The organism is Nocardia sp. NPDC059180, assembly GCF_042754945.1.
In the GTDB taxonomy this organism is placed as follows: Bacteria; Actinomycetota; Actinomycetes; order Mycobacteriales; family Mycobacteriaceae; genus Nocardia.
Genome location: NZ_JBHZBU010000002.1, coordinates 461569 through 487873, shown reverse-complemented (window position 1 = coordinate 487873; position 26305 = coordinate 461569). Strand labels below are relative to the sequence as shown.

Here is a 26305-nt window from a genome sequence, read left to right as displayed (position 1 = left end):
GCCCGGTGCGGTCACGGCTGTCGTGTCGCACCCTGGAGGCCGCCGACCCTGCCGATGTTGTGCATGCCCTCCGAAGAGGGCCTCGCCGAGGCGGGAGACGATCGCGGGCTCAGTGGCCGTATCGACGCGAGGTATACACGCGGGGTCCGTCTTCGGCCTCGACCACCGCGGTGGTCGAGGCGCCGATAATGAGCAGAGTCCGCATATCGACCTCACTCGGATCGAGGTCGGCGAGGGAGACCACGCGCACGGATTCGGTCGGGCCGCCGACATCGCGGCCGATCACGACCGGCGTCAGCGGCGTGCGATGCTCGAGCAGTAGTTCCCGCATGGCCGCGACCTGCCAGGTGCGTTGGCTCGAGGCGGGGTTGTAGATGGCGATGGCCATATCGGCCGCGGCGGCCGCGGACAGACGTCGCGCGACCACATCCCACGGCTTGAGCCGATCCGACAGCGAGATCATCGCGTAGTCGTGGCCGAGCGGTGCGCCGACGCGGCTTGCCACAGCATTCGCGGCCGTGACGCCGGGCAGCACCCGCACCGGCACGCCTTTCCACTGCGGCTCGGCGGATTCCTCGAGCACCGCGGCGGCCATCGCGAACACACCCGGATCGCCCGAAGAGACCACCGCGACGCGCGCGCCGTGCTTGGCCAGATCCAATGCCATTGCCGCGCGCTCGGATTCGACCCGGTTATCGCTGGCATGCCTGCGCTGGCCTGCCCGGACCGGGACGCGATCCACGTAGGTGGTGTATCCGACGAGGTCGGTGGCGTCGGCGAGTGCACGATCGACTTCGGGTGTCGTCCATACGGTCGCGCCGGGGCCCAGTCCGACCACGACAACTTCGCCGATAGCAGCAGGGCACCCGGGCACCGTGGCAGGTGCGAGTTGGTCGAGTGCACTGCCGTCGAGCACAGGCTGGGCGGTGTTGCCTGCAGTGACGGCGGACGTCTTCGTGGATCGTTCGCCGTCGGTCTGTCCGTTGCCGGTCGCGGGCCCTGCCATGCCTGTGCCGGCGGAGCCGGTTCCGAGAGCTCCCGGGTCGACCGCCGAATGCGCTGCGGTCGAGCTGCTTTCGGTCGGCGAGCTGATCCGCAGCGGGGTGGTTGGTTCCGGCCCCGGCACGATGGTGATCGCGAAGTAGGGAACCTCGTCATCGGCGACATCGGCGGCGGCCAGCACCCGCTGGCGTCCAGTGCTCGCCCGCTCGATGTAGTACGCATCGGCCAACCGGCCGGAATCCGACAGGGCCTGCCGCACCGCCGGATACGTGCGGCCCAACTTCATGACGGCCGCAGCGTCGGCCTCACGCAGACGGTGGGTCAGCTCGTCGACCGGCATCGTGCCTGGCAACACGGTCAGCACCTGCTCGCCCTCGACCAGCGGGGTACCCAGCGCCGCCGACGCCGCGCTCACCGAGGTGATGCCGGGAATGATCTCGGCCTCGAACCGGTCGGCCAGCCGCCGGTGCATATGCATATAGGAGCTGTAGAACAGCGGGTCTCCAGCCGCGAGCAGGGCGACGGTCCGTCCGGCGGCGAGATGTCGCGCCAGCCGTTCGGCGGCCTGCTCGTAGAACTCGTCGATGGCGCCCTGGTAGCCGCCGGGATGGTCGGTGGTCTCGGTGGTCACCGGGTACACCAGGTGCTCTTCGAGCTGGTCTGCCCGCATATACGGCGCGGCGATGGCGCGGGAGATGCTGCGCCCGTGTCGTGCGCTGTGAAAGGCGATCACATCGGCCGCGCCGATGATCCGCGCCGCCTTCACCGTCACCAGTTCCGGATCGCCGGGGCCGAGCCCGATACCCCACAGTTTGCCGAGTGCGGTCATTCCTGTTCGCTCGCAATCGCATTCAGTGCCGAGGCGGTGATGGCGCTGCCGCCGCGCCTGCCGCGCACGGTCAGGTAGTCGACGCCCCCCGCCTCGATCAACGCGTCCTTGGACTCGACCGCGCCGACGAAACCGACCGGGATACCCAGCACCGCGGCCGGACGTGGCGCGCCGGCGTCCAGCATGTCGAGCAGATGGAACAGTGCGGTGGGGGCGTTACCGATCGCGACCACCGCGCCGTCGAGCCGCTCGGCCCACAGCTCGAGCGCCGCCGCCGAGCGTGTGGTGCCCAGTCGCTGCGCCAGCTCCGGCACCCTCGGATCGGCCAGCAAACACAGCACCTCGTTATCGGCGGGCAGCCGCTTACGCGTCACCCCCGACGCGACCATGTTCGCATCACACAGGATCGGCGCACCCGCCCGCAGCGCGGCTCGCGCCGCAGCCACCACGCCCGGCGTGAACGCGACGTCCCCCGCCAAATCGACCTGCCCACATCCGTGGATCATCCGCACCACCACCTGCGCGACATCCGGCGGAAACCCGCTCAGATCCGCCTCGGCACGGATCGTGGCGAACGACCGCCGATAGATCTCGGCCGCGTCGGTGAGATAACTGGCACGCACGTCGGACATGCCGCTCAGCCTATGACCCGGGTAGTAGCTGGTATCGCCGCGGGTCGACCAGGCTGGTCTCCGCTCGGTGCGCCTACTCGATCAGGCTGCGCTCGTGAACGAAATGTCTACCGTCGCGTCGAGGGCTGCGGCCAGCCTGTCGAGCAGGTTCAGCGTCGGGACGTGTTCACCGGCCTCGAGTCTGGAGATGGCAGCTTGACTGGTTCCCGCGCGTCGGGCCAATTCCGATTGTGACAAGCCGAGGCGTTCGCGGCGTTCGCGGACTGCCCGGCCGAGTTCGACTGCTCGTTTTTCGGCCTCATACCCCGCGCGCACCGCCTCTCCGTGACTGCCCAGCTCGCGGTCGGTATTCAACCTGACATGCTTGTTCTCGCTCATGTCAGACCTCCCTCTCGAAAACCTCGGTTGCATGGCCGTGCTCGGCCTCGCACTCCTTTTGCGCCAGCACCGCACGTACGACCTGCGCCGATTCGCGCTGGCGCGTCTTGTAGAAGACGGTCAACAGGATGACACGCCGCTCGGGTGCCAGCCAGTATGTAATACGCACGGAACGGCCATCGAGGCTGAAACGCAACTCGCGAACCTTGCCGTCCAAATGCCTCGAGTAAGGCTCGCCGAGCGTGCCTGCCGACTCGGCGAGCATGTCTGCCCGGTACATTGCGCGACCATAGTGTTCCTCGCTGAGAGATTCCAGCCATGCCCTGACCTCGGGTTCGACCTCAATGTCGAACATTTTTCATGCCATTGATGATATATGCCACCGTTGATATGGGCAATCACGCCGCTGCTTAGCGGACGGTCCCTCAGGGCTGGGTGACGCGATATCCGTCTGGACCGGCGATGACGTCGGTGACGGCGCCGGTGGGGCGGCCGCAGCGGCGGTCGCAGCCCGACCAGTGCTGGCGGCCTGCGGCGACGATCTGATCGGCGGGGATGGGGGTGTCGATGGGCGGGGTATCGGTGCCGGGCGGGAGTATGCGTCCGGATTCGATGGCGGCGGTGGCGTCGGCGCGGACGTCGGTGTGGGATTTGGCGCAGCCGGGGCGGCCCGCGCAGGCGGTGAGCTGCAACCATGGGGAGTTGGCGTCGAAGATCAGGCCCATCGGGGCGAGCACTCGCACGACCTGTTCGGCGGGCCATTCATCGAGGTCGGTGATGACCAGTGAGCGCCACGGGGTGAGGAATACCGGCCGTTCGACGGCGGCGAGGAATTCGGCGGTGCGGGCGGGTAGGGATCCCAGGCGCACGCCGGCGCCCAACGCGACCAGGCCGTCGTCCTGTGGGAACCAGCCGATCGGATGTTGCGGTGCGGCACCGATGTCGAGTCGTTGCGGCCCCGGCGTCAGGCCCAGTAATTCGGTGAGACGGTCCACGCCGCCGTCGATCTCGTGCAACCGCCATTGGCCGGAGCCGAGATCGAGGAATCCGTGTGCGGCTGCCAGCAGAACATCCGCCGTATCAGCTGTCGAGACTCGGATGCCGCTGTCGCGCCCGGCCAGCAGGAGGGCGAACTCATCACCATCGACTGCGTGCGCGCCGATATCCGGACCGAGGGCGCTGACGTCCCCGCGCCCGTCGTCCAGCGCGAACAACACTCGCCCGGGCAACGCGGCGAGCCGCGCTGCCGCACGCAGGCCGTCATCCAGCGAGCGAACCAGTGGATGCACATCGGCCAGCCCGCCGACTCTCCCCGACAGCGGAGACGCGACGATATTGCGCACCCGCTCATGTGTGCGACTCGGCAGCAGCCCCTCCGCCTCCAGGCGCGCAGTCAGCTCACCCGCATCCCGTACTTGCCGCAGCTGCACATTCCCGCGCGAGGTCAGCTCGATATTGCCGTCGCCGAGTTCTTCGGCGGCCGCCGCCAACACCTGCAATTGCTCCGGCTCGAGCCGTCCACCGGGCACCCGGATGCGCGCCAGTGGTCCGTCGGCGGCCTCATGCAGCCGCAGCACCCCGGGGCAGGAATCCGATTCAGTGCGCGCCATGATCCGCCCAGTTTACGGGGCGGCGCAGGTGGCTTCGGATCGGCGGTGCGCCGGGCCATCAGCTCCCTCAACCGCCGGCGACGTCCTCAGTGGAGCGGCGGTTGCGTCCAGTAATGCGCCTGCTCGGCCAGTAATGCGCCCTCAGCTGTTGACGCAATCAATTGGTTGCCATACTATTGCAACCAACAAGTTGCTACTCAAGGAGGAAGTCATGGGTTTTCCTGATCGGATCGAGCGGACGGTCGAGTTGGCGCATCCACCGCAGAAGGTGTGGGCGGCGATTACCACGGCGGAAGGGCTCGGCACGTGGTTCGGTAACGAAGCGCGGATCGATCTGCGCCCTGGAGGTGAGGCCTGGATGCGATGGGACGAGGGTGATCGTCAGGATCTGCGGGTCGAGCGGGTGGAGGAGCCACGGATATTCGGATTCACTTGGCCGATCTACGGATTGGCCGCCGACGACCCGCGACGCACTTACGTGGAGTTCACGTTGGAGCCGGTGGGGACCGGTACGCGGCTGACGGTTGTCGAAACCGGATTCGCCCAACTCGACGGCGAGGCGCACAAGACCGCGCATTCGGGCAATGTCGACGGGTGGATGAAGGAACTCGGTGAGCTGGTGACCTACCTCGATGCTGCCTGAGAACGAGGCGATCGCCGAACAGGTATTCGTCGCGCTGGCCGACCCGAGCCGGCGCGCGATCCTGGCGGAGCTGGCGTCGGGCGGGCCCGCGACGGCCACCGATCTGGCGGCCCGTCTGCCGATCACCCGCCAGGCGATCGCGAAACACCTTGCGCTGCTTTCGGAGGCCGGGTTGGTGACTGCCGAGCCGGGGGAGCGGCGCCGGGTGCGCTACCGGTTGCATTCGGCGCCCATGCGGGTGGCGCAGCAATTCCTGGCAGCGCTCGCCCGCGACTGGGACGGCAGGCTCGATGTATTGAAGCACCATCTCGATCGAGCCTGAGACTGATCGGGTACTGCCTGAGATGGAGACGTGTCGTCGTGGGAATGCTCAGCATTGACAACGTGTTCGAGTATTCCCGTTCAGAAGCCGTTGCCACACTCGGCTGACGTGGCAGCAGGAGCTGTCGACACGTTCCTGACGGCCTAGCGTGCCCGGTCGAGAATCAAGCGGGCGAGGGCGTCGGGGTCCTCGAGCATCGCCATATGCCCTACTCCGCGAAGGTATTCCAGCGTGGCACCCGGCACCGCCTCGTACTGATGCGCCGATGCCGGGTCCCACCGGGGGTCGGAATCTCCGAAGATCACGAGGAGGGGTTTTCCGGTGTCGATGAGGCGCTGGGGGACCGTCCGCTCGGCGATGTAGTCGACGTAGGAGGCGAGAATCGCGCGGAAAGCTCGATACGACGTTCTTCGCATATCGGCCACGGCGCTGTCGGGCACCGTGATCGTGCCCGCCGCGGTCGCTGCCAGCCCGCGGCGGATCATCGAGTCGGTACGAATCGCCCACACGAGCGGACCGAACGGCGGTGAGGAGAGCATCCGGATGATCGCCGGTTCGGGGAGAAGCGCCGCGTGACTCGGCCCCGTACTGACCAGAACCAGCTCGCCGACCAGGTCCGCACGACGCTCCACGAGGGCGGTAGCGATGTACCCTCCGCTGGAATGGCCGACCACCGTCAGATTTCGGATGCCGAGCTCATCCAACACCGCCGCGGTCCGATCCGCCTGCTGCGCAACGGCATACGTCGATGCCGGCGTAGACCGGCCGCATCCCGGAAGGTCGATCGTGATCACGCGGTACTTGGTGGCGAGTGACGGCACCACCGGTGCCCACATCGAACCGGTTGCGCCCGAGCCGTGGATGAGGAGCATGGGCGGTGCCGCGGGATGCCCGTCAATGGCGACATGTAATCCATGGATTGTCATGTCAGCACGTGTCCGGGTGGGACTCGATTCGCTCATACCGACAGCTTCGTCGCGGGATCGTCACGCCGTATTGGACGAATGTCACGCTATCGTGCTCCGGCTAGCCTGGGAGGCATGATCGCAACGGGCCGATGGGACTGGAGTCGGGTCGACGTCACCGTCCCGGTTCGACCATCGACTCCGGGAGTCCGGATGGCGGGCTTCCGGTACCACGACGCAGCCCCCGTTGACATCACGATGATCCCGCATCCCTTGGTCACACTCCTGCTCGATCTCAGCGAGCACGGGGTCGCCTACGACGTTCTCGGGCGCCCGGCCAAGGGAAACGCGATCGTCGGCCTACATGCCGGCCCCGTGCGCATCAGCAGTGCAGGGGTCGGCGAGGTCCTGCAGATCCGCATGTCACCCGTCATCGCCGCAGCGATTCTCCGGGACTCCGACATCATCGGCGGCGCCGTGATACCGCTGCCGGAACTGTGGGGCAGGCGCGTCGCCACCTTGACCGAGCGACTCCGTTCGACGCCGTCGTGGGACGACCGATTCGCCCTCGCAGCCACGTTCCTTCGAAGCCGGGTACCTCGCCGATTCGGTGTCGCACCCGAGATCGCGTACGCCTGGGACCAGACCGTCCGCACCAGAGGCCGGCTCCGCATCGAGGCCCTCGCCGCAGAGACCGGCTGGACCCGCCAGCGGCTCTGGTCTCGCTTCCGGGCACATCTCGGAGTCTCGCCCAAGCATGCGTCCGAACTCGTCCGCTTCGACCATGCCGCCCATCTGCTGGCAGCAGGGCGCCTGCCTGCCGATGCCGCCGTCGAGGCCGGCTATGCCGACCAATCCCATCTGCACCGCCGAACAAAGGCGATGACCGAGATGACCCCGGCAGCCGTCGCGAGGGCGCCGTGGCTCGCGATCGACGAAGTCGCCTGGCCGGCAACCTGATCCCCGCGAATCCGGAACACCCCCCCAGCGGGCGCCGGGGTAGCGGTTTATCCCCAGGTGGCCTGGTCGGGCACTGTCGAGCTGAACACCACGTAGAAGAAGTGGCCGGCCATCAGTTCGTTCATATCGTGCCAGCGGCCCCACGGATCGCGCTGATAGTAGTTCTCCATCCCGGTGCCGTCGTCGAAGCAGACGATGCCGCCGGTGCCGAACGGGCTCCAATAGACGTCGGTGCCCGGACGTGGCGCGTCGAGCGGCGTGCGGAACTTGTGGCTGCACGGCGTGATCACCGGGTTGTAGATGGACGGCTGGGCAGCGGCTGCCGGGGCGAAAGCGGTGAGTCCCGCGGCGGTGATCGCGGCGGCGGCAAGCCCTCGGCGGACGGTGGAACGCATCTATTCTGCTCCTCACTGGGCGGAAAGGGTTCGTTCTCCTGTGTCGGCAAATATGTAGCTACCGTTACCTGCTCGGTGCCGGGGTGGCCGACGCACCGATTGGCATCCTTGCGCATCGCCGCCGGCGCCGTACGCGGAGTCGCCCGGATCGGGCGAGTTTCAGTGCGTGCCGTGACTATGAGGGTGGCTCACCAGGTGAGAACCGGCTTGACGACGAGGCCCGCGCGTTGATCCTCGAGTGCGGTACCGATCTCGGTGTGCGGATAACGGGTGACGAGCCGGTCCGCGGGTAGCAGGCCACGCGCATGCAGGCCCAGCAGGTGGGGGATGAACTCGCCCGGCACCGCGTCACCCTCCAGGCAGCCGCGAATCGTCTTGCCGTACAGCACGATATCGCTGATGTCGACCGGCGGTGTGCCTGTGCCGAGCCCGACGGCCACCACCGTCGCGCCCGTTGTGAGAGCGGCGACGGCATCGCCGAGGACGCTCGCGACGCCGGTCGTGTCGAGTGCGTGGGTCGCGCCGCCACTGGTCAGGTCGCGGATTGCGGGGGTGGTGGGAAACTCGGCGGGGTCGATGGCGGCGTCGGCGCCCAGTTCGCGGGCCAGTTCGCGGCGCGCCGCAGAGGTCTCCACGACGGCGACGCGAACATCGGGCATCGTCCGTGCGGCGAGCAGCGCCGCCATACCGACCGCGCCCGCACCGTAGATCGCCAGCCAGGAGCCCGGCTCTGGACGCAAGACGTTGAGGACCGCGCCCATGCCGGTTTGGAATCCGCAGCCGAACGGCGCCGCCACGGCGGGATCTATCGCGGAATCGATGACGATAGTGTTGTCTTCGGCAGCGAGGGCGTACCCCGCGAAACTCGACTGCCGGAAGAACCCGTCCAGCACCGGCGCACCATCGACGGTCACCCGCGGCCTGTCGTGGGCGCGTCGCCCGAACTGGTTCAACGCGTTCGCGCGACGACAGTAGGCGGGACGTCCGGCCCGGCAGTTAACGCAGTCACCGCAGTGCCGGAACGTCAGCACCACATGATCGCCCGGCTGGACCGCACTCACTCCCGGCCCGACTGCTTCGACAACGCCCGCACCTTCGTGGCCCAACAGCACGGGTCGGTCGATGGCACCCGCCCGCCGGCTCACCAGATCGGTATGACACACACCTGCTGCTGCGATGCGCACCAGGACCTCACCGGCGCGCGGCTCGTCGATATCGACCGTCTCGACGGTGAACCCCGCCGACGGGTCACGCGACACGACAGCGCTCGTGCGCATCAGGACACCCGTTCCAGCAGGAAGTAGAAATGCTCGCCGCGCGAGAGCACCAGCTCGGGCCGCCCGTTCATGATGCCCATCAGAGTGGTGTCGTCGAGCCATTTGAAATGGTCGAACACCGCGCGCCCGTCGTAGACCATCGTCGCGGTGACCTCGCCGCGGAATTCGATATTCCACAGGGTCGCTTCGCCCTGGCCGAGTTCGACATTCGAGAACAGAGTGCCGTCCTCGGCGCGGCAGATGAGCGGTTTGGCGTCGTCGAGGGCAAGGAACGTCTTGCCGTACCAGCGGCTGGCCGGCAGCGCCCGGCACAGCGGGTGGCCGGTCTGGAAGGCGCCGCCACGCCATTCGCCGAGGATGTCCTCGGCACGCGCGGGCCGCAGCCTGCCCCACAGCTCGTCCAGTTCGGCGACCGAGACACCCTCGGTTCGATCCCTCAGTTCCTGCCACCGTGCGGTCATCGTGTCCTCGTCTCGCCGAGCGTCCAGAACCAATTGGTTCGGGAACGACCATAGTGCCGAACCAGATGGTTCGGCAAGATACGATTCGGCCATGCGTGCGGCAGGTGAGGCGACCCGGGAGCGGATTCTCGCGGCGGCGAAGGCGGAGTTCGCGCAGTTCGGTATCGCCGGGGCGCGGATCAATCGCATCGCCGCGTCCGCCCGCGCCAGCAAGGACCGCCTCTACGCCTACTTCCCCGGCAAACGCGAGCTTTACGCCGCCGTCACCGAGCGCTGGACCGGCGAAACCACCACCGAGACCGCGCTACGCGCCGACGACATGCCCGGTTACGTGGGCCGGCTGTTCGACCACTTCGTCGCCAACCCCGACAACGCCCGCCTACAGGCCTGGTCGGAGCTCGAGCCCGCCGAGGACGAGGACCTCACCCAGGCCGTCCGCCGTGCCATCGACCCGAAACTCGCCGAACTGCGCCGGGGGCAGCAGAAGGGCCTGATCACGGCCGATATCCCGGCACCTGCCCTGTTACGGATGCTCACCGATCTAGCCCGAACGACCGCCATGCACGCCGTCCTCGCCGAACGACGCGCAGGTAGTGATCGGTTGGCTGTCCAGCGAGCGGCCACCGTGCTCGCCGCCCAGCGCCTCGTCGCGCCGTAGCGGGCCGCCGCCGCGCACGCACGTGCCTCGAGGGGCGGCGCCCGTCAGCAACCCGACCGGGTCGCTGTGTGGAAAAGTGGACGTGGCTCGTGAATTCGGCCAGGTAGGTGCCGACCACGAGCCCTGATGAGTACGGAGCTAGGAGCGGCTTGGTGGAAACGACGTTCGATGTGGCTGGGCTGGTGGGGCATCGCTATCGCGTGGATGACTACTACGAAGTGGGCCGGGAGAAGATCCGCGAGTACGCGCGAGCCGTGCAGGATTTCCATCCGGCGCACTGGGCCGAGGACGCTGCCCGTGAGCTCGGATACGCGGGCTTGGTCGCGCCGACCACCTTTCTGTCGACCGCCGCGATGTTGGCCAACCGCAAACTCTTCGACACGGTCATCACCGGCTACGACGTGGTCGTGCAGACCGATCAGGTCTTCGAGATGTACCAGCCTGTTGTCACCGGTGACCGGTTGATCAGCGATGTCGAAATCTCGGCGGTTCGCAGCATCGCGGGTAAGGACCTGATCACCGTCACCAACACCTTCACCGACCACACCGGCGCCGTTGCGCAGATCATGCATACGACGGTCGTCGGCATCACCGGCGAGGACATCGACCCAGACGTCGGTGACGCGATCGAACGCGTGGTGATGCACGGTCTCGACACGACCTCTCGAACAACGGCAACGCCCGCGCAGAGTGCGGCGATCCCGGTTTCCGAGACCGGCCCACACCTTTCCCCGACCTCGCAGACGCGTGTTCCGCGTACCGCGGTCCGACTCGAAGACATCGCCGTCGGTGACGAGCTTCCAGCCCGGGTCGTGCGGCTGACGCGAGGCGACCTGGTGAATTACGCCGGAGTCTCCGGCGATGCGAACCCGATCCACTGGCACGACCAGGTCGCCGCGCTCGCGGGCCTTCCCGATGTGATCGCACACGGCATGCTCACCATGGGCCTGGGGGCGGGATTCGTCACCGAGTGGCTCGGTGACCCGGGCGCGATCACCAGGTACGGGGTCCGGTTGTCGAACTACACAGTCGTCGAAGCCGCCGCCGCTGGGAGCGTCGAGTTCACCGGTCGGATCAAGTCGGTCGACCCCGAGACCGGGACCGCTGTCGTCGTTATCGTCGCGAAGTCGGGGGGACGCAAGATCTTCGGGCTCGCGACCGCTGAGGTTCGTCTCGGATAGGCGCCGGGACAGGCACCCGTACAGCAGGCACACAGCTGCGGCTATGGGAGTTCGACTGGGAGCTCGACACCAGCATGACCTGACCGGGTCGCCGTTCTTGTCGACAACCGCGAGGCGCATCATCGAACACACGCCGACCCACAGGAGGAATCGTGGAGACCACTCGTATCGTGCTCGCGTCCCGTCCGGTCGGTGCGCCGCAGCCGGAAAATTTCCGCACCGAAACGGTCGAGCTGCCCGCGCCTGGCGAAGGGCAGGTACTGCTCGAGACGCTGTACCTGTCGCTGGATCCGTACATGCGTGGACGGATGAGCGACGCACCGTCCTACGCGCCCCCGGTGGCGATCGACGCGACGATGGTGGGTGCCACCGTGTCCAGGGTGCTGGAATCGCGCGACACTGCGGTGCGGCCCGGCGATATCGTGCTCGGTTACGGCGGCTGGCAGTCGCATTCGGTGGAACCGGCGGCGTATCTGCGCACGCTCGATCCGCAGCGAGCGCCGGTCACCACGGCGCTCGGTGTGCTCGGGATGCCCGGGTTCACCGCCTACGCGGGCCTGCGCAATATCGGTAAACCGTCGGCGGGTGAGACGGTCGTGGTGGCCGCGGCGACGGGGCCGGTCGGGTCGGCGGTCGGGCAGCTCGCGAAGCTCGAGGGTGCCCGTGCCGTCGGGATCGCCGGCGGTCCAGAGAAGGTCCGGTTGCTGACCGAGAAGTTCGGCTTCGACGCCGCCATCGACCACCGCGCCGATGACTTCGCCGAGCAGCTGGCCGCGGCCACCCCGGACGGTATCGACGTGTACTTCGAGAACGTCGGTGGTGCGGTCCTGGACGCGGTGCTGCCGCGACTCAACAGCTTCGCCCGGATCCCGGTGTGCGGACTCGCCGCCGCCTACAACGCGACCGAACTGCCGCCCGGTCCCGACCGGCTCGGTCTGCTCATGGGGTTGATTCTGCGCAAGAGCCTCACCGTCCGCGGCTTCATCCAAACGGAGTTCGCGCCGACCCAGATGGCGGAGTTCCTCGACCACGGTTCCCGCTGGGTCGCGGATGGGCGGCTGGCCTACCTGGAGGACATCGTGGACGGACTCGACCAGACGGTGCCCGCATTCCAGGGTCTACTCGTCGGCAAGAACGTCGGAAAGCTGCTGGTGCGGGTCGCCGAATAGGGTGCGCCCGCCCCGGTCGATGCGGGCGCCCCTCGCCCGGCGCGGTAGCATCCGGATGCTCGGCGGGCGATGAGGAAACCGGTGAAAATCCGGTGCGGTCGCGCCACTGTGAACAGCCAGACCCTCTCCGGCGAGCGATAACCCGTTGGGCGCGTCACCCGAGGAAGGTCTCACCCGTGATCCTGCTGCTGTCCACCTCCGATACCGATCTGCTGAGCGCGCGCGCCAGCGGTGCCGACTACCGGTGGGGTAATCCGGCGCGGCTGCTGGTGGAGGACCTGCCCGCGTTGCTCGACGGTGCCGAGCTCGTCATCGTGCGCATCCTCGGCGGTAAGCGGGCGTGGGAAGAGGGGCTGGAGGCGGTCCGAGCCAGCGGCGTGCCGATGGTGGCGCTCGGCGGCGAGCTCGCACCCGATGCCGAGCTGATGGAATGTTCGACGGTCCCGGTCGGCGTCGCTGCCGACGCGCACAACTACCTCGCCGCCGGCGGTTCGCAGAATCTGCGGCAGCTGCACAACTTCCTGTCCGATACGGTGCTGCTCACCGGTCACGGCTTCGAGCCGCCGGTGCAGCTGCCCAGCTGGGGTGAACTCGAGCGCGACGCCGCCGAGGTCGACGGTCCCACCGTCGCGGTCATCTACTACCGCGCCCAGCACCTGGCAGGCAACACCGCCTACATCGATGCACTCTGCACCGCCATCGAACAGGCCGGTGCCCGCCCGCTGCCGCTGTACTGCGCTTCCTTGCGCACGGCGGAGCCGGAACTACTGAACACCCTGCGCGGTGCCGACGCTCTGGTCGTCACCGTGCTGGCGGCGGGTGGCACGAAACCCGCGACCGCGTCCGCCGGTGGTGACGACGAGGCTTGGGATGTGGGTGCCCTCGCCGAACTCGACGTGCCGATCCTGCAGGGTCTGTGCCTGACCAGTGGCCGCGAGCAGTGGGAAACCAATGACGACGGCCTGTCTCCGCTGGATGTGGCGACCCAGGTCGCGGTGCCGGAATTCGACGGCCGCATCATCACCGTCCCGTTCTCGTTCAAGGAATTCGACGCCGACGGACTGTCCACCTACGTCCCCGATCCGGAGCGGGCCGCCCGTGTGGCGGGCATCGCCACGCGTCACGCGCGACTGCGCCACATCCCGGCCGCCGAAAAGCGGCTGGCGCTGATGCTTTCGGCCTATCCCACCAAGCACGCCCGCATCGGCAATGCTGTCGGCCTGGATACCCCCGCCAGCGCGATCCGGTTGCTCACCGAGTTGCGTGCCGCCGGTTACGACCTGGGGGATCCGGCCGAGATTCCCGGTCTCGACAACCGCGACGGCGACGCATTGATCCACGCGCTCATCGCGGCGGGCGGCCAGGACCCCGACTGGCTCACCGCCGAACAGCTGGAGGGCAACCCGATCCGCATCGGCGCGGCCACCTACACCGCATGGTTCGAATCGCTGCCGCAGGATCTGCGTGAGGCCGTCGTCGAAGCATGGGGCCCGCCGCCCGGCGAACTGTACGTCGACCGTTCCGGCGATCCTAAGGGCGAAATCGTCATCGCGGCATTGCGTTTCGGCAATGTCGTGTTGATGGTGCAGCCGCCACGCGGGTTCGGTGAGAACCCCGTCGCCATCTACCACGACCCCGACCTGCCGCCGAGCCATCACTACCTGGCTGCCTACCGCTGGCTGTCGGCATCCGAGACGGCGGGCGGTTTCGGCGCCGACGCCATGGTGCACCTGGGCAAACACGGCAACCTGGAATGGCTGCCCGGCAAAACGCTCGGCATGTCCGCCTCCTGCGGCACCGACGCGGCCCTCGGCGATCTGCCGCTGATCTACCCGTTCCTGGTCAACGATCCGGGCGAGGGCACCCAGGCCAAGCGCCGCGCCCACGCCACCCTGGTCGATCACCTGATCCCGCCGATGGCGCGCGCCGAGAGCTACGGCGACATCTCGCGACTGGAACAACTGCTCGACGAGCACGCCAACATCTCCACCCTCGACCCGGCGAAGCTGCCCGCGATCCGTCAGCAGATCTGGACGCTCATGCGTGCGGCGAAAATGGATCATGACCTGGGCCTGGCCGAACGCCCGGACGAAGAAGTCTTCGACGACATGCTGCTGCACGTCGACGGCTGGCTGTGTGAGATCAAGGATGTCCAGATCCGCGACGGCCTGCATGTGCTCGGTCAGGCGCCCGAGGGCGAAACCGAGGTCGATCTGGTGCTGGCCATGCTGCGGGCGCGGCAGCTGTGGGGCGGGGAACGGAATGTGCCCGGCTTGCGGGAAGCCTTGGGGCTGGACGAATCCGGTAGCGAGGTTCGCGAGCGGGTCGATGTCGTCGAGGGCCAGGCGCGTGGGCTGGTCGCGGCATTGCAGGCGGCGGACTGGGCGGCCGATGCCGTCGACGGGATTGTCGATGAATTCGCCGACACGATCTCCGGCGGGCAGTCGTCCCAGCAGATCGACGCGAGTGCACCGGCGTCGGCCGAGACGGAGTCCGGCACGCGCACAACCGGTTCGGACGCAGACCCGGCCGCCGAACAGCCGTCCACTCCTGCGTTGCGGTTCGAGGCCGTGCGCGACGTACTACGTTTCGCCGCGACCGAGGTGGTGCCGAGGCTGCGCGAGACCGGTATCGAGATCGACCGCGTGCTGCACGCTCTCAACGGTGGTTTCATCCCGGCGGGGCCCAGTGGCTCTCCGCTGCGCGGGCTGATCAATGTGCTGCCGACGGGCCGCAATTTCTACTCCGTCGACCCGAAGGCCGTTCCCTCGCGCCTGGCGTGGGAGACGGGCCAGGCGATGGCGGATTCGCTACTCGAGCGCTACCTGGCCGATCACGGCGAATACCCGCGCTCGGTGGGTCTTTCGGTCTGGGGGACCTCCGCCATGCGGACCTCCGGCGACGACATCGCCGAAGTCCTCGCGCTGCTCGGTGTGCGGCCGGTGTGGGATGAGGCCAGCCGCCGAGTCACTACGCTCGAGGTGATCTCGCTCGAGGAACTCGGCCGCCCCCGCGTCGACGTGACCGTGCGGATCTCCGGCTTCTTCCGCGATGCGTTCCCGCACGTGCTCGCCCTGCTCGACGATGCGGTGCGCCTGGTGGCCGCTCTCGACGAGCCCGCCGAGTCGAACTACGTACGCACGCACGCCCAGGCCGACCTCGCCGACCACGGCGACCAGCGCCGCGCCACCACCCGCATCTTCGGTTCCAAACCCGGCACCTACGGCGCGGGCCTGCTTCAGCTCATCGACTCCAAGAGCTGGCGCACCGACGACGACCTCGCGCAGGTCTACACCACCTGGGGCGGCTACGCCTACGGCCGCGACCTCGACGGCGCCCCCGCCGCCGACGATATGCGCACCGCGTACCGCCGGATCACCGTGGCCGCCAAGAACACCGACACCCGCGAGCACGATATCGCCGACTCCGACGACTACTTCCAGTTCCACGGCGGCATGGTGGCCACGGTCCGCGCGCTCACCGGGAAGAACCCCGAGGCCTACATCGGCGACAGCACCCGCCCGGATGCGGTGCGCACCCGGACGCTGTCCGAAGAGACCTCGCGCGTGTTCCGGGCCCGCGTGGTGAACCCGCGCTGGCTCGAAGCCATGCGCAGGCATGGGTACAAGGGTGCGTTCGAGATGGCCGCGACCGTCGACTACTTGTTCGGCTATGACGCCACCACCGATGTGGTGGCGGACTGGATGTATGAGAAGTTGGCCGAAAGCTACGTCTTCGACGACGTCAATCGCAAGTTCATGGAGCAGTCCAATCCGTGGGCGCTGCACGGAATCGCCGAGCGCCTGCTCGAGGCGGCCGAGCGCAAGCTGTGGGACGCGCCGGAACAGGGCACGCTGGACCGACTGCGCCAGATCTACCTGGAGACCGAGGGCGAGCTGGAGTAGATCCCAGTAGCGGGGCGATGACGCCGGAGGTCCTTCGTCGCGCCCCGCTCTGTCGATCCGCGATGGGTGTTCGGCCTGTCTTGTGCGCCCGGGTAGCTGCCCCACTACGTCTGCGGGCGTAGCCACGGATCTGCCTCTGGGTGGATGTCGGCTACCGCATGGCGCCCTACCGTTTTCGGTATGACATGGAACGAACTGGCAACCAGCAAATATGCGCTGCTCACCACCTATAAGAAGGACGGCACGCCCGTGGGGACGCCGGTGTGGGTGGCGCCCGACGGCGACCGCATTCTGGTGTGGACCAACCAGGGATCGTGGAAAGTCAAGCGGATGCGGCGCAATCCGCAGGTGACGTTGCAGGTATGCGACAACCGCGGCCGCGCCGACGGTGGCGAGGTCCGTGCCGGGACAGCAACGATCCTGAACGCCGACAATACCGAGCACGTCCGGGATGTGGTGGCGAGCAAATACGGCATCCTCGGTGCACTCGCCATCCGCGGCCACAAGCTGCTGCGCGGCGCCGACGCTTCGGTGGGCATCGAAATCGCCGAACGCGAGGCCTGAGCCGGGATCAGCCGGATTCGGCCAGGCTGCCCGACATCCAGATGGCCGCGAGCTCGTCCAACGGCAGGTCGAGCACCTGGCTGAGGGCCACGACCGTCCCGAAGGCGGGGGAGGGCAGGCGGCCGGTTTCGATCTTGCGCAACGTCTCCGGGGAGATGCCCGCCGCGCGGGCGACGTCGACGAGATCGCGGCCGCCGCGCGCGGACCGCAATCGGGAACCGAGCCGGCGACCGGCCTCCACCTGGGCCGGAGTCAAGGGCAGACGAACCATGCGACCACCCTACGGCTGGTATTTAAATACCGCAATCTGGTATTAAAATACCGATGATGTCGATGTGGAGGTTGTGATGGTCGAGTTGAAGTCGCCCGAAGAGATCGAGCGGATGGCGGTGACGGGGCGGTTCGTCGCCGAGACGCTGGCCGAGTTGCGTGCCCGTGCGGCGGTCGGGGTGAATCTGCTGGAACTCGAGGCGGTGGTGCGCGAGCGGATCGGGCAGCGCGGCGCGCAGTCGTGCTACTGGGACTATTCGCCGTCTTTCGGTCGCGGGCCGTTCCGCAATACGGTGTGCTTGTCGGTCAACGATGCGGTGCTACACGGGCTTCCGTTCGATTACGCCTTGCGTGACGGCGATGTGTTGTCCATGGATCTCGCCGTCTCCATCGATGGATGGGTCGCGGATTCGGCGACCACGGTGGTCGTCGGCACTGCCGCCGACGAGGATCTGCGTCTGGTGCGCGCTACCGAGGACGCGCTCGCCGCGGCGATCGAGGTGGCGCTGCCGGGCAACCGGATCGGTGATATCTCCGCCGCCATTTCGGCGGTCGCATCGTCCTACGGATACCCGGTCAACACCGAGTTCGGCGGGCACGGGCTCGGGCGCACCATGCACGAGGATCCGCACGTGTCCAATGTCGGTCGCGCGGGCCGCGGTTTTTCGTTGCGGCCCGGTCTGACCATTGCCATCGAACCGTGGTTCGCCCGCACTACCGATCGCATCGTCACCGACCCTGACGGGTGGACCATCCGCTCGGCGGATGGGTCGCGCACGGCGCATTCCGAACACACGGTGGCGATCACCGAGGATGGGCCGCGGATTTTGACTCTGGTGGCGTGAGGCTGATCAGGCCTCGGACTGGTTCAACCAATCGGCCAGCGCGACGCTCGCGTTCGCTTCGGTGGCCAGTGTGGCTCGTTCCTCGTCGGTCAGCTCTACGGCGTGCAAAGCTCTGCGGTGGTTCGTCGCACGTTCCTTGTGATCCATCGCGACAGCCAGGTCGGTGAGGGCCGCCCAGGCGCGTGCCACTTCGGTGGCGGGCGCGGTGGAGGAGTATCGGCGAAGTCCCACCTCGAGCACGCGAGTCGCCGTCTCGTCGTCGTTCTTGAAATCTCGCAGAATGCGCGCATTGTCCAGCACTCGGGCCAAGCCGGTCAGTGATTTGGAGCCGCCGTACTCGAGTTCCATGGGTTCATCGTTCTGGATGTAGGTGACCCAATTGCCGTCCGGATCAATGACGCTGAACCGGGATTGTCCTGGGCGGAATCGGGTGATCCGCGGTTCGCCTTTGACCGGGATCTTGCCGTAGTGCGCACGCAACGACGTGGTGAGTGTGCGGTGCCGCTCGGCAATGTCGTCGACCATGACCAGGCAGCCGGACCAGTCCTCGGGAAAACTCCCTTTGCCTTGCGGCGCGGCGAAATGCAGCGCGCAACCGTGGGCTTCGACCGCCCCGTAGACGTACGGACGTGTCTGTTCGTAGGTGACCTTGTAGCCGAGCGCCCGGTAGAACTCGAGCGTTCGGGGCAGATCGGCGGTGGGGAGCACGGGGACGGCGATATCGCCCATTTCGGAGCCTCCGTAATCAAGTTTGACTACCCGAGTTTAGGAGTGGCGCGGGGCGGAAGTCAAACTTGACTACTCATTTCCGGATGAAGGGCCGAGCGACATGCGCTCGGCCCTCGATCTCCTTGTGTACGCGGTTCGACGGTGGGTATCACCGACGGCCTGTTCAGACTCCTGCGCCGATGAATCCGCCGATCACGGCGCCGATCGCGCATCCGATCACGGCACCGAAGCCGAAGAACCAGATGCCGATGACGATGCCGATGAAGCAGCCGATGGCGATGCCTGCGGCGATGGTTCCGGCGTTACCGATCGACTGCAAGGCGACTGCCTCCGGAGAGGTCGACGCGCCGGATGCGGGGCCGGCGGTCGGCGTCAGCGTCAGGACGGTGCCGCTGCGGTCGACGGCCGGAGTCACCTCGAAGCTCTGACCCGTCTGCATGCGCAGGGTGGTCGGGATCGAGCCGGCAACGGTGCCGTCCGCGGCTCTCACCGTGACCACGCCCGGGGTCATCTCGAAGGTTCCCGCCGCCAGCGTGACCGTCGCGCTGGAATGGTCGGCGGCCAGGGTCGTCGTATAGGCGACCGGTCCGCTGACCGACGTAAAGCTGGGGCCTGCTGCCACACCTGCCTGACCTTGTGCGGTGGCGGTGGCTATAGCGGTGGCGGCGATGGCCATGATCGCCGTGGCCACCAATTTCCTGATAAACATCGTTGTTCCCATCATCCTGCCAATTCCATTGGCGTTCCCCCGACGAACGACAGTGGATACAAATAATTGTCGCGCTTGCTGTGAAAGTCGTCTATACTGCACGACCCGCTCGGACTACCTTGTACATGATCAATTCTTGGCGATAGGCAGAATTCTGAAATCACCAATATTCGATTGGCTCAGAATTGATAAAGCCATTTCGTGTGGCGATGTCGGCGATGGCTCCGGGTCGTGGAGATCAAGTTTGACTACCATGCTCGAGGTGGGTGCGCGGTAGGAGTCGGACCCGGAGCGGAGGCGAATCGTGTCGGCGGTACGACTGCTGGTCCTCGGGGTGCTGCGCAGGCAGCAACCCTCGCACGGGTACGCGGTGCGGCAGGAGCTGCTGTCGTGGCGGGCCGATACCTGGACCAACGTCAAGCCCGGGTCGATCTATCACGCGCTCAAACAGTTGACCCAGGAAGGCAAGTTGCGGGCGCTCGGAACTGAAGACAGCAGCCGGGGCCCGGGACGGACGATGTTCGAACTCACCGAATCCGGCGAGGAAGAATTCGGCGCGCTGCTGGACGCGGCGCTGATCAGCGTCGATATGGAAGAGCTTGGCGCGGCCATCGCGTTCATGGACGTATTGCCGCGCGCCCACGTCATCGATAGATTGCGCGAGCAACGGCGCCTCAGCCGAGAGATGCGTGACGACCTGCTGGCGATGGTCCCGGAATTCCCCGGCCGCCACGAAGCCCCGCACTTCACCGACCTGCTGGAACTGTGGAGTGGGGTGTTCGAGAATCTGTCCGGCTGGACCTCCGGTGTGCTGGCGCGGCTGGAGGCGGGCGAGTACCGCATGGCCGACGACCGCTGACTCGATCGCCTACGGTAGTGGCATGACCGATGCGCTCACCGCTGTCGAAAAGGCCGAATATGTCCTGCTGACGACCTTCCGCAAAGACGGAACACCCGTCGCGACACCGCTGTGGGCCGCCGCAGACCAGGGAAAGATCTTCGTCTGGACCGTCACCGACAGTTGGAAGGTCAAGCGCCTGCGCCGCAACTCGTCGGTCACCATGCAACCGTGCAACGCGAAAGGCAGCCCCCGCGGCGCCGTCGTCCGCGGCACGGCCCGCATCCTCGACCCCACCGAAACCGACAACGTCCGCCGCCTCCTCCGCAAGAAGTATTTCCTGCTCGGCCCCCTCGTCATCCTCGGCAGCAACCTCCGCCGCGGCAAATCCGGCACGATCGGCATCGAAATCGTCCCCACCGCCTGAAGTTACCGGCGGCCGCGCTACGGCGCGGCCGGTGCCGTGGTCCCCATCCGCGACCAATCGACCTCCAATTCGCCCTTCTCGGCGATGATCTGCTCCCACCAGTCACGATGCGCGACGTACCAGGCGACCGTCTCGGCGATTCCAGTCTCGAACTCGTGCACCGGCCGCCACCCCAGCTGCGTCTCCAACTTGGCGGGATCGATCAGATACCGCCGGTCGTGATTCGGCCGATCGGGAATGTGGGCGATCCATTCGTCTGGATCCAACCCGAGCTCGGTGACCACTCGGTGCGCGAGGTCGAGATTGCTGATCTCATGGCGCGCGCTGATATCGAAGATCGGCAACAGTCCCGGGTCGGTCCCCGCGGCATCGGGAACCGGTCCGAGTTCGGCATGCAGAATCCGATGCACTGCCGCACAGTGATCGGCGACGTGCAACCAGTCGCGCCGCTGCAACCCGTCACCGTAAACGGGCACCTTGCGCCCACGCAGCACATTGGTCACCGCAAGGGGAATCAGCTTCTCCGGGAGTTGGTACGGCCCGTAGTTGTTGGCGCAGTGCGTCATCCGGATATCGAGCTCCGGGTAGGTGCACATGTAGGCACGCACGATCTGATCACCGGCCGCCTTCGCCGCCGAGTACGGCGTCTTGGCATTGAGCGGGCTACGTTCGGTGAACGACGCCTCATGCGCGGGCAGTTCGCCGTAGACCTCGATCGTCGAGACGTGCAGATGCGTGCGCACACTTGCGCGGCGGCTGCATTCGGCCAGCACCTGCGCGCCGAGCGCGTTGCTGCGCATGAACGCCGACGGATCGAGGATCGCTCGATCGTTATGTGATTCGGCGGCGAAGTTCACCACGAACTGTGGTGCGTACCGTCGATACAGCTCCGCCATCGCCGTGGGGTCGGCGATATCGGCGCATTCGAAACTGATGCGATCGCGGACCGGATCGAGGTTGGCGAGGTTGCTCGCGAAGCCGAGGTGATCGACCGCGACGATCTCGGCGTCCGGCTCCCATTCGGCCAGCAGATGCACGTAGTTGGCGCCGATGAACCCGGCCGCGCCGGTGACCAGGTAGACCGTGCCCACTACGTCGCCTGGCTGACCGAGGACATGTGGAAGTCGGGGATGCGGAGTGGGGGCATGGCGGTTCGGGTGAACCAGTCCTTCCATTCGCGGGGCAGGGTGAGGGTGGTCGCGCCGGCTTCGGTGGTGCGGCGGAGCAGGTCGAGGGGGCTTTCGTTGAAGCGGAAGTTGTTGACCGCGGCGGTCACTTCGCCGTTTTCGACGAGGTAGACGCCGTCGCGGGTGAGGCCGGTGAGCAGCAGGGTGGCCGGGTCGACCTCGCGGATGTACCACAGGGTGGTGAGCAGCAGGCCGCGTTCGGTGCGGGCGATCATCTCGTCGAGGGTGGCGCCGGTGCCACCGGCGAGCAGTAGATTCTCGCCGGGAACGGTGGTGGGGGCATCGAATTCGGCGGCTGTGGCGCGGGGATAGACCAGCGATTCGATCACGCCCTCGCGCAACCAGTCCACGCGCTGCGCGGACAGGCCGTTGTCGAATACCGACAGCGCCTCCGAGGAGGCAGGCGTCGCGACGAACGGGCGGTATTCGAGTCCGCTCGCGCTCGGATCCGAATACAAGGTCAGCGGAATATCGGTGAGCCGCTCACCGATCCGGGTGCCACCTGGGCGCGACAGCGCGGTGTGGCCCTCGTGTGCGCCGCGACCGTCCATCGTCCAGGCCAGATAGATCATCAGATCCGCGACCGCCGACGGTGGCAGCAGCGTCTCGTACCGGCCCGCGGGCAGCTGGACTCGCCGCGCCGACCAATCCAGCCGGCGCGACAGTTCCGCCAGCAGTCCTGGCGTGTCCACGTCGGTGAAATCGCCGGTGCCCACACCCACCCACGCGCTGGCCAGATCGGCGCCCGCACCACGCTTTCCGTTGATCTCCACCGACCCGGTGGGCTGCACGTAGCGACGGCGCAGCCCGGTGGTTGTACCGAGCCAGGTGGTGTGCATCTGGTGATGGGCGAAACCGTAGAGCGTGTCGGCGCCGTCGAACCCGTCGGCCAGGTCGGCAGCCAATCCGGTGAACACTTCGATCCCGGTCCGGCCGGGCTCTCCGGCCCACTCCTCGGGATCGGCGAAACCATCGGCCTCCAGCAGCGGCATCGCATCGCGCGCAGGCTCGGCGGTGCGGGCCGCCTCCTCGCTGGCACGCACCACGGCCTCGATATCCGCACCGTCGACGCTGGTGGCGGTGACGCTGCCGACGCGCGCGGTGTTCGGGCCGTCCCGGAACACCGACACCATCGCCCACTGCCGCGACACCGATGACCCGTTGGTGGTCATCGAATTGCCCGCCCAACGCAGTGACGCCTCATGCGCGTCGGTGACGATCACCATCGCCTCGTCGGCCTTCGACAACGCCAATGCCTGTTCAACGGCCGCCCCACCCGGCAGAATCGCCGCGCCGGTCACCTTCACTGCCCCGCCTCCGTCCGCGTGTTGAGAACATTGATGCCGCGCACCAGAATCGACGGGCAGCCGTGACTGACCGCCGCCACCTGACCCGGCTGTGCTTTACCGCAGTTGAACGCACCGCCGAGCTGCCAGGTAGACGGCCCGCCCACCGCCTCCATCGCGCCCCAGAAGTCGGTGGTGGTGGCCTGGTAGGCGACATCGCGCAGCTGCCCGTCCAGCTCGCCGTCGCGGATGCGGAAGAACCGCTGCCCGGTGAACTGGAAGTTGTAGCGTTGCATATCGATCGACCAGCTCTTGTCGCCGACGATGTAGATGCCATTCTCGACGCGGGAGATGAGCTCATCGGTGCTGGTGTCGCGCTGCTGGTCCGGTTGCAGCGACACATTGGCCATGCGCTGGATCGGTACGTGGTGCGGCGAATCCGCGTAGGAGCAGCCGTTGGAACGCTCCAGCCCGAGGCGGGGCGCGAACACCCGGTCCAATTGGTAGCCGACCAGGACGCCGTCGCGCACCAGATCCCACCGCTGCCCGGCTACTCCTTCATCGTCGTAGCCGACGGTGGCCAGACCGTGCGCTTCGGTGCGGTCGCCGGTGACGTGCATGATCGGGCTACCGTAGCGCAGCGTGCCGAGGAGATCGGGAGTGGCGAACGAGGTGCCCGCGTATGCGGATTCGTAGCCGATGGCGCGGTCGTATTCGGTGGCGTGGCCGATGGACTCGTGGATGGTGAGCCACAGATTGGTCGGATCGATAACGAGGTCGGTGGGGCCCGCGACGACGCTGGGCGCCTTCACCTTCTCCGCCAGCCATTGCGGAATCCGCGCGAGTTCGCCGTCCCAGTCCCAGATTCCGTCGGCGCCGGTGACGTACTCCCAGCCACGGCCCGCCGGTGCCGCCAGCGTCCGCATCGTTTCGAACACACCGGCCGCCGAATCGACGGTGATCGCCTCGAGCTGTGGGTGCAGCCGAACCCGCTGCTGGGTGATCGAAGAACCCGCGGTGTCGGCGTAATAGGTCTGTTCCTTGACCTGCAGCACCGAGGCCGTCACATGATCGACGCCGTCGGCCGCAGCCAGCCGCTGCGAATACTCCTGCAGTAGTGCCACTTTGTCGGCGGTCGGCACAGCGAACGGATCGAGGTCATAGGCCGACACCCAGCGTGCGTCGTCGTAACGGGGTTCGGCGGCCAGCTCGACACGTTCGCGGTTGAGCGCGCGCAAAGTGGTTGCCACAGTCACCGCGCGCCGGGCGACCTCGGCGGCGGACTGCGGGGTGAGCGCAGCGTGCGAGGCGAAACCCCAGGTGCCGTCGACGATCACGCGCACCGCCAGCCCGAGTTCGGCGGAATCGGTGACCGACTCGACCCGCCCGTCGCGCAATCGAATGGATTGGGTGACGAGGCGGTGCACGCGCAGATCGGCGTGCGAGGCCCCCGCCGCGGTGGCGGCCGAGAGCGCGGCGTCGGCGAGGCTCGTCAGTGGCAGCGACGCGAATTCGGCGTCGACGCCGTGGCCTGCCCGACCGGATCCTGTGCCATCTTCGGAAGTCGCGATGCTCACCCACCACACCGTAGTCGGTGCCACCGACAGCCGCCGTCGAATACTTCCCGCGCGCAGTCGTATCGAACCGGGACGCGGTGCTCGCGCCTACCACGTCCGCGCGAGCAGATGTCGTACTGTGCCCGCGTGCCGCCTTCCGCCCTCCGCGATCGCAAACGTGAACGTACCCGCCGCGCGCTGCTCGAGGCCGCCGCCGAGCTGTTCGAGACCAGAGGCTACGAGGAAACGACCGTGGCCGATATCGCCGCCGTCGCCGAGGTGGGCACCCGCACCTTCTTCAATTACTTCGCCAGTAAGGAAGAACTGCTGTTTCCCGAACCCGACGATCGGGTCCGTGCCGCGGTCGTCGCGATCGCCGGACGACGGCCGGGGGAGCGGCCGGTGGAAGTGTTATTACGTGCACTACGCGCGGCCGGGGACAACCCCGGCGAACATCTGATCGACGATCTCGCCGCTCGCATCGCCGCACTGCGGGCGCAGGTCTCGCGCACCGTGCCCGCGGTGAGCGGCCGCGCGGCGCACGCGCAACTTCTCGCCCAGCGCGAGATCGCCAGGCAGCTACATGCCGCGTTCCCCGCCGAATTCGACGAGGTCGGCGCCGCCGCATTGGTCGGCGCGGTCGTCGGCGCGGTGTCCGGTGCGCTGACGGTGCTGTTCCAGGGCCCGCAGATCGGCATCGACGACGGCGAGCGGCTCCAGCGCAAGATCCACGAAACCACCTCCGAGGTGCTGCGCCCCTGGCTCGCCCGCGTCTGAGAGCTCTCAGCCGAACTGCTGCCAGCCCAGCCGCAACACCATCGCGATCACCACCACCAGCAGGACGACGCGGACGAATTCCGCGCCCCGGCTCAACGCCATCCGCGACCCCACCACCGCGCCCGCGACATTGCCCACCGCCATCGCCGCGCCCAAGGCCCACAGAATGTGCCCGGTCGCGCCGAAGAAGATCAGCGCGCCCACATTCGAGCCACAGTTGACGACCTTGGCCATCGCCGCGGCCCGGACGAATTCGGTGCCGAGCAAGGTGGCGAAGGTGATGATCAGGAACGTGCCGGTGCCAGGACCGAGCAACCCGTCATAGAAGCCGATCAGCCCGGCGGCCAGCGCCACCACCAGGATGAACTTGCGCCGTGTCGGCGCATGGGTGGCCAGCGTGACCCCGACCGACGGGCGCGCGGTGACGAAGATCGCCACCCCGACCAACACCACCAAGACGATCTGAATGAACAGCTCCCGATCGATGAGCGAGACCGCCGCCGCACCGGCCGCCGCCGTCACCGCCGCGATGAGCGCGGCAGGCAGCAGCACCCGCCACTGGATCGGCACCTTGCGGGAGAATGTCACCACCGCCGCGGTCGTGCCCGCCACCGCCGAGAGCTTGTTGGTCCCCAATGCCGTTTGCGGCGCGATCCCCGGCGCCACCAGCAGCAGCGTCGGCAACACGATCAGACCGCCGCCGCCGACCACGGCATCTACCCAGCCTGCCGCCGTCGCCGCGGTCAGCAGGACCGCCCAATCGGAGATATCCACGCTGGCAAGACAACCA

General features: G+C 67.3%; 28 protein-coding genes and 1 riboswitch. Of the genes, 12 read left to right on the top strand and 16 right to left on the bottom strand.

The genetic code is table 11. The features are described from left to right. Positions 1 to 109: 109 nt before the first annotated feature. From cobJ to cobG, 5 genes are all read right to left on the bottom strand, one after another. A complete protein-coding gene (gene cobJ, locus ACFXNW_RS08230) occupies positions 110 to 1831 on the bottom strand; it encodes a precorrin-3B C(17)-methyltransferase (RefSeq protein ID WP_379416936.1) in 1722 nt (573 codons plus the stop codon). Continuing rightward, positions 1828 to 2463: a precorrin-8X methylmutase gene (locus ACFXNW_RS08225; RefSeq protein WP_379416935.1), complete on the bottom strand. Its 636-nt coding sequence runs from the start codon at positions 2461 to 2463 to the stop codon at positions 1828 to 1830. Before ACFXNW_RS08225 ends, cobJ begins: the two co-directional genes overlap by 4 nt. Positions 2464 to 2544: 81 nt before the next feature. Continuing rightward, complete coding sequence (locus ACFXNW_RS08220; protein ID WP_379416934.1) at positions 2545 to 2841, bottom strand: helix-turn-helix transcriptional regulator; 297 nt, start codon at positions 2839 to 2841, stop codon at positions 2545 to 2547. A 1-nt stretch (position 2842) separates the two neighbouring features. Beyond that, positions 2843 to 3196 carry a type II toxin-antitoxin system RelE/ParE family toxin gene (locus ACFXNW_RS08215; protein ID WP_379416933.1) on the bottom strand — a complete coding sequence of 118 codons (354 nt, stop codon included), beginning with the start codon at positions 3194 to 3196 and terminating at the stop codon, positions 2843 to 2845. A 70-nt stretch (positions 3197 to 3266) separates the two neighbouring features. After that, entirely contained in the window at positions 3267 to 4451 is a 1185-nt protein-coding gene (cobG, locus tag ACFXNW_RS08210; RefSeq protein ID WP_379416932.1) for a precorrin-3B synthase, read from the bottom strand. A gap of 211 nt (positions 4452 to 4662) precedes the next feature. Between cobG and ACFXNW_RS08205 the strand changes: the two genes are divergently transcribed. Together ACFXNW_RS08205 and ACFXNW_RS08200 are read left to right on the top strand one after the other, a co-directional pair. Further along, complete coding sequence (locus ACFXNW_RS08205) at positions 4663 to 5094, top strand: SRPBCC domain-containing protein (RefSeq protein ID WP_379416931.1); 432 nt, start codon at positions 4663 to 4665, stop codon at positions 5092 to 5094. Next, positions 5084 to 5416, top strand: coding sequence for an ArsR/SmtB family transcription factor (locus tag ACFXNW_RS08200; RefSeq protein ID WP_379416930.1), 333 nt, complete (start codon positions 5084 to 5086; stop codon positions 5414 to 5416). Before ACFXNW_RS08205 ends, ACFXNW_RS08200 begins: the two co-directional genes overlap by 11 nt. Positions 5417 to 5559: 143 nt before the next feature. Here ACFXNW_RS08200 and ACFXNW_RS08195 read toward each other — a convergent pair whose 3' ends face one another. Then, positions 5560 to 6342: an alpha/beta fold hydrolase gene (locus tag ACFXNW_RS08195; protein WP_379416929.1), complete on the bottom strand. Its 783-nt coding sequence runs from the start codon at positions 6340 to 6342 to the stop codon at positions 5560 to 5562. Between the two features lie 114 nt (positions 6343 to 6456). Here ACFXNW_RS08195 and ACFXNW_RS08190 point away from each other — a divergent pair, with 114 nt between their 5' ends. Beyond that, on the top strand, positions 6457 to 7281 hold the full coding sequence (locus tag ACFXNW_RS08190) for a helix-turn-helix domain-containing protein (protein ID WP_379416928.1): 825 nt from the start codon (positions 6457 to 6459) through the stop codon (positions 7279 to 7281). A 47-nt stretch (positions 7282 to 7328) separates the two neighbouring features. On the opposite strand, the gene ACFXNW_RS08185 is transcribed toward ACFXNW_RS08190, so the two are convergent. From ACFXNW_RS08185 to ACFXNW_RS08175, 3 genes are all read right to left on the bottom strand, one after another. Then, positions 7329 to 7676: a hypothetical protein gene (locus ACFXNW_RS08185; protein ID WP_379416927.1), complete on the bottom strand. Its 348-nt coding sequence runs from the start codon at positions 7674 to 7676 to the stop codon at positions 7329 to 7331. Between the two features lie 188 nt (positions 7677 to 7864). Continuing rightward, positions 7865 to 8953 carry an NAD(P)-dependent alcohol dehydrogenase gene (locus ACFXNW_RS08180; RefSeq protein WP_379416926.1) on the bottom strand — a complete coding sequence of 363 codons (1089 nt, stop codon included), beginning with the start codon at positions 8951 to 8953 and terminating at the stop codon, positions 7865 to 7867. Beyond that, positions 8953 to 9414: a DUF4334 domain-containing protein gene (locus ACFXNW_RS08175; protein ID WP_379416925.1), complete on the bottom strand. Its 462-nt coding sequence runs from the start codon at positions 9412 to 9414 to the stop codon at positions 8953 to 8955. The genes ACFXNW_RS08180 and ACFXNW_RS08175 overlap by 1 nt, the downstream gene beginning before the upstream one ends. Positions 9415 to 9505: 91 nt before the next feature. On the opposite strand from ACFXNW_RS08175, the gene ACFXNW_RS08170 reads away from it, so the two are divergent. From ACFXNW_RS08170 to ACFXNW_RS08150, 5 genes are all read left to right on the top strand, one after another. Then, a complete protein-coding gene (locus ACFXNW_RS08170; RefSeq protein WP_379416924.1) occupies positions 9506 to 10072 on the top strand; it encodes a TetR family transcriptional regulator in 567 nt (188 codons plus the stop codon). A gap of 149 nt (positions 10073 to 10221) precedes the next feature. After that, positions 10222 to 11253, top strand: a complete 1032-nt coding sequence (locus ACFXNW_RS08165) for a fused (3R)-hydroxyacyl-ACP dehydratase subunits HadA/HadB (RefSeq protein ID WP_379416923.1) — start codon at positions 10222 to 10224, stop codon at positions 11251 to 11253. 149 nt (positions 11254 to 11402) lie between these two features. Beyond that, the gene (locus ACFXNW_RS08160; RefSeq protein ID WP_379417349.1) at positions 11403 to 12422 is read left to right on the top strand and encodes an NADP-dependent oxidoreductase; all 1020 of its coding nucleotides are present in this window, start codon (positions 11403 to 11405) and stop codon (positions 12420 to 12422) included. 35 nt (positions 12423 to 12457) lie between these two features. Then, positions 12458 to 12569, top strand: a riboswitch (cobalamin riboswitch). 29 nt (positions 12570 to 12598) lie between these two features. Next, complete coding sequence (cobN, locus tag ACFXNW_RS08155) at positions 12599 to 16327, top strand: cobaltochelatase subunit CobN (protein ID WP_379416922.1); 3729 nt, start codon at positions 12599 to 12601, stop codon at positions 16325 to 16327. A gap of 180 nt (positions 16328 to 16507) precedes the next feature. Further along, positions 16508 to 16891, top strand: coding sequence for a PPOX class F420-dependent oxidoreductase (locus ACFXNW_RS08150; RefSeq protein ID WP_379416921.1), 384 nt, complete (start codon positions 16508 to 16510; stop codon positions 16889 to 16891). A gap of 7 nt (positions 16892 to 16898) precedes the next feature. Here ACFXNW_RS08150 and ACFXNW_RS08145 read toward each other — a convergent pair whose 3' ends face one another. Next, a complete protein-coding gene (locus tag ACFXNW_RS08145) occupies positions 16899 to 17162 on the bottom strand; it encodes a helix-turn-helix transcriptional regulator (protein WP_379416920.1) in 264 nt (87 codons plus the stop codon). A 76-nt stretch (positions 17163 to 17238) separates the two neighbouring features. Here ACFXNW_RS08145 and map point away from each other — a divergent pair, with 76 nt between their 5' ends. Then, positions 17239 to 18006, top strand: a complete 768-nt coding sequence (map, locus tag ACFXNW_RS08140; protein ID WP_379416919.1) for a type I methionyl aminopeptidase — start codon at positions 17239 to 17241, stop codon at positions 18004 to 18006. A 6-nt stretch (positions 18007 to 18012) separates the two neighbouring features. Here the strand turns inward: map and ACFXNW_RS08135 are convergent, their stop codons facing one another. Continuing rightward, positions 18013 to 18735 (bottom strand): VOC family protein, encoded by a 723-nt coding sequence (locus ACFXNW_RS08135; RefSeq protein WP_379416918.1) that lies wholly within the window; start codon positions 18733 to 18735, stop codon positions 18013 to 18015. A 163-nt stretch (positions 18736 to 18898) separates the two neighbouring features. Continuing rightward, on the bottom strand, positions 18899 to 19444 hold the full coding sequence (locus ACFXNW_RS08130; protein ID WP_379416917.1) for a hypothetical protein: 546 nt from the start codon (positions 19442 to 19444) through the stop codon (positions 18899 to 18901). 304 nt (positions 19445 to 19748) lie between these two features. Between ACFXNW_RS08130 and ACFXNW_RS08125 the strand changes: the two genes are divergently transcribed. Together ACFXNW_RS08125 and ACFXNW_RS08120 are read left to right on the top strand one after the other, a co-directional pair. Further along, on the top strand, positions 19749 to 20303 hold the full coding sequence (locus tag ACFXNW_RS08125; protein ID WP_379416916.1) for a PadR family transcriptional regulator: 555 nt from the start codon (positions 19749 to 19751) through the stop codon (positions 20301 to 20303). A 22-nt stretch (positions 20304 to 20325) separates the two neighbouring features. Beyond that, entirely contained in the window at positions 20326 to 20709 is a 384-nt protein-coding gene (locus ACFXNW_RS08120; protein WP_379416915.1) for a PPOX class F420-dependent oxidoreductase, read from the top strand. Positions 20710 to 20726: 17 nt separating this feature from the next. Here ACFXNW_RS08120 and ACFXNW_RS08115 read toward each other — a convergent pair whose 3' ends face one another. The 3 genes from ACFXNW_RS08115 to ACFXNW_RS08105 all read right to left on the bottom strand — a co-directional run bounded on the left by ACFXNW_RS08115 (position 20727) and on the right by ACFXNW_RS08105 (position 24759). Further along, entirely contained in the window at positions 20727 to 21800 is a 1074-nt protein-coding gene (locus ACFXNW_RS08115; protein WP_379416914.1) for a dTDP-glucose 4,6-dehydratase, read from the bottom strand. Further along, complete coding sequence (locus ACFXNW_RS08110) at positions 21800 to 23122, bottom strand: metallopeptidase TldD-related protein (protein WP_379417348.1); 1323 nt, start codon at positions 23120 to 23122, stop codon at positions 21800 to 21802. The genes ACFXNW_RS08115 and ACFXNW_RS08110 overlap by 1 nt, the downstream gene beginning before the upstream one ends. 77 nt (positions 23123 to 23199) lie before the next feature. Then, on the bottom strand, positions 23200 to 24759 hold the full coding sequence (locus ACFXNW_RS08105) for a TldD/PmbA family protein (RefSeq protein ID WP_379416913.1): 1560 nt from the start codon (positions 24757 to 24759) through the stop codon (positions 23200 to 23202). 126 nt (positions 24760 to 24885) lie between these two features. On the opposite strand from ACFXNW_RS08105, the gene ACFXNW_RS08100 reads away from it, so the two are divergent. Continuing rightward, complete coding sequence (locus ACFXNW_RS08100) at positions 24886 to 25515, top strand: TetR/AcrR family transcriptional regulator (RefSeq protein ID WP_379416912.1); 630 nt, start codon at positions 24886 to 24888, stop codon at positions 25513 to 25515. 6 nt (positions 25516 to 25521) lie between these two features. Here the strand turns inward: ACFXNW_RS08100 and ACFXNW_RS08095 are convergent, their stop codons facing one another. After that, on the bottom strand, positions 25522 to 26289 hold the full coding sequence (locus ACFXNW_RS08095) for a TSUP family transporter (RefSeq protein WP_379416911.1): 768 nt from the start codon (positions 26287 to 26289) through the stop codon (positions 25522 to 25524). Positions 26290 to 26305 lie beyond the last annotated feature (16 nt).

Coding starts and splice junctions, on each gene's coding strand:
- ACFXNW_RS08130 (WP_379416917.1), bottom strand. CDS start 19,444: ATGTTTATCAGGAAATTGGTGGCCACGGCGATCATGGCCATCGCCGCC.
- ACFXNW_RS08180 (WP_379416926.1), bottom strand. CDS start 8,953: ATGCGCACGAGCGCTGTCGTGTCGCGTGACCCGTCGGCGGGGTTCACC.
- ACFXNW_RS08175 (WP_379416925.1), bottom strand. CDS start 9,414: ATGACCGCACGGTGGCAGGAACTGAGGGATCGAACCGAGGGTGTCTCG.
- ACFXNW_RS08225 (WP_379416935.1), bottom strand. CDS start 2,463: ATGTCCGACGTGCGTGCCAGTTATCTCACCGACGCGGCCGAGATCTAT.
- ACFXNW_RS08195 (WP_379416929.1), bottom strand. CDS start 6,342: ATGACAATCCATGGATTACATGTCGCCATTGACGGGCATCCCGCGGCA.
- ACFXNW_RS08135 (WP_379416918.1), bottom strand. CDS start 18,735: ATGGGCGATATCGCCGTCCCCGTGCTCCCCACCGCCGATCTGCCCCGA.
- cobJ (WP_379416936.1), bottom strand. CDS start 1,831: ATGACCGCACTCGGCAAACTGTGGGGTATCGGGCTCGGCCCCGGCGAT.
- cobG (WP_379416932.1), bottom strand. CDS start 4,451: ATGGCGCGCACTGAATCGGATTCCTGCCCCGGGGTGCTGCGGCTGCAT.
- ACFXNW_RS08220 (WP_379416934.1), bottom strand. CDS start 2,841: ATGAGCGAGAACAAGCATGTCAGGTTGAATACCGACCGCGAGCTGGGC.
- ACFXNW_RS08215 (WP_379416933.1), bottom strand. CDS start 3,196: ATGTTCGACATTGAGGTCGAACCCGAGGTCAGGGCATGGCTGGAATCT.
- ACFXNW_RS08205 (WP_379416931.1), top strand. CDS start 4,663: ATGGGTTTTCCTGATCGGATCGAGCGGACGGTCGAGTTGGCGCATCCA.
- map (WP_379416919.1), top strand. CDS start 17,239: ATGGTCGAGTTGAAGTCGCCCGAAGAGATCGAGCGGATGGCGGTGACG.
- ACFXNW_RS08185 (WP_379416927.1), bottom strand. CDS start 7,676: ATGCGTTCCACCGTCCGCCGAGGGCTTGCCGCCGCCGCGATCACCGCC.
- ACFXNW_RS08190 (WP_379416928.1), top strand. CDS start 6,457: ATGATCGCAACGGGCCGATGGGACTGGAGTCGGGTCGACGTCACCGTC.
- ACFXNW_RS08145 (WP_379416920.1), bottom strand. CDS start 17,162: ATGGTTCGTCTGCCCTTGACTCCGGCCCAGGTGGAGGCCGGTCGCCGG.
- ACFXNW_RS08120 (WP_379416915.1), top strand. CDS start 20,326: ATGACCGATGCGCTCACCGCTGTCGAAAAGGCCGAATATGTCCTGCTG.
- ACFXNW_RS08150 (WP_379416921.1), top strand. CDS start 16,508: ATGACATGGAACGAACTGGCAACCAGCAAATATGCGCTGCTCACCACC.
- ACFXNW_RS08170 (WP_379416924.1), top strand. CDS start 9,506: ATGCGTGCGGCAGGTGAGGCGACCCGGGAGCGGATTCTCGCGGCGGCG.
- ACFXNW_RS08110 (WP_379417348.1), bottom strand. CDS start 23,122: ATGGTGATCGTCACCGACGCGCATGAGGCGTCACTGCGTTGGGCGGGC.
- ACFXNW_RS08200 (WP_379416930.1), top strand. CDS start 5,084: ATGCTGCCTGAGAACGAGGCGATCGCCGAACAGGTATTCGTCGCGCTG.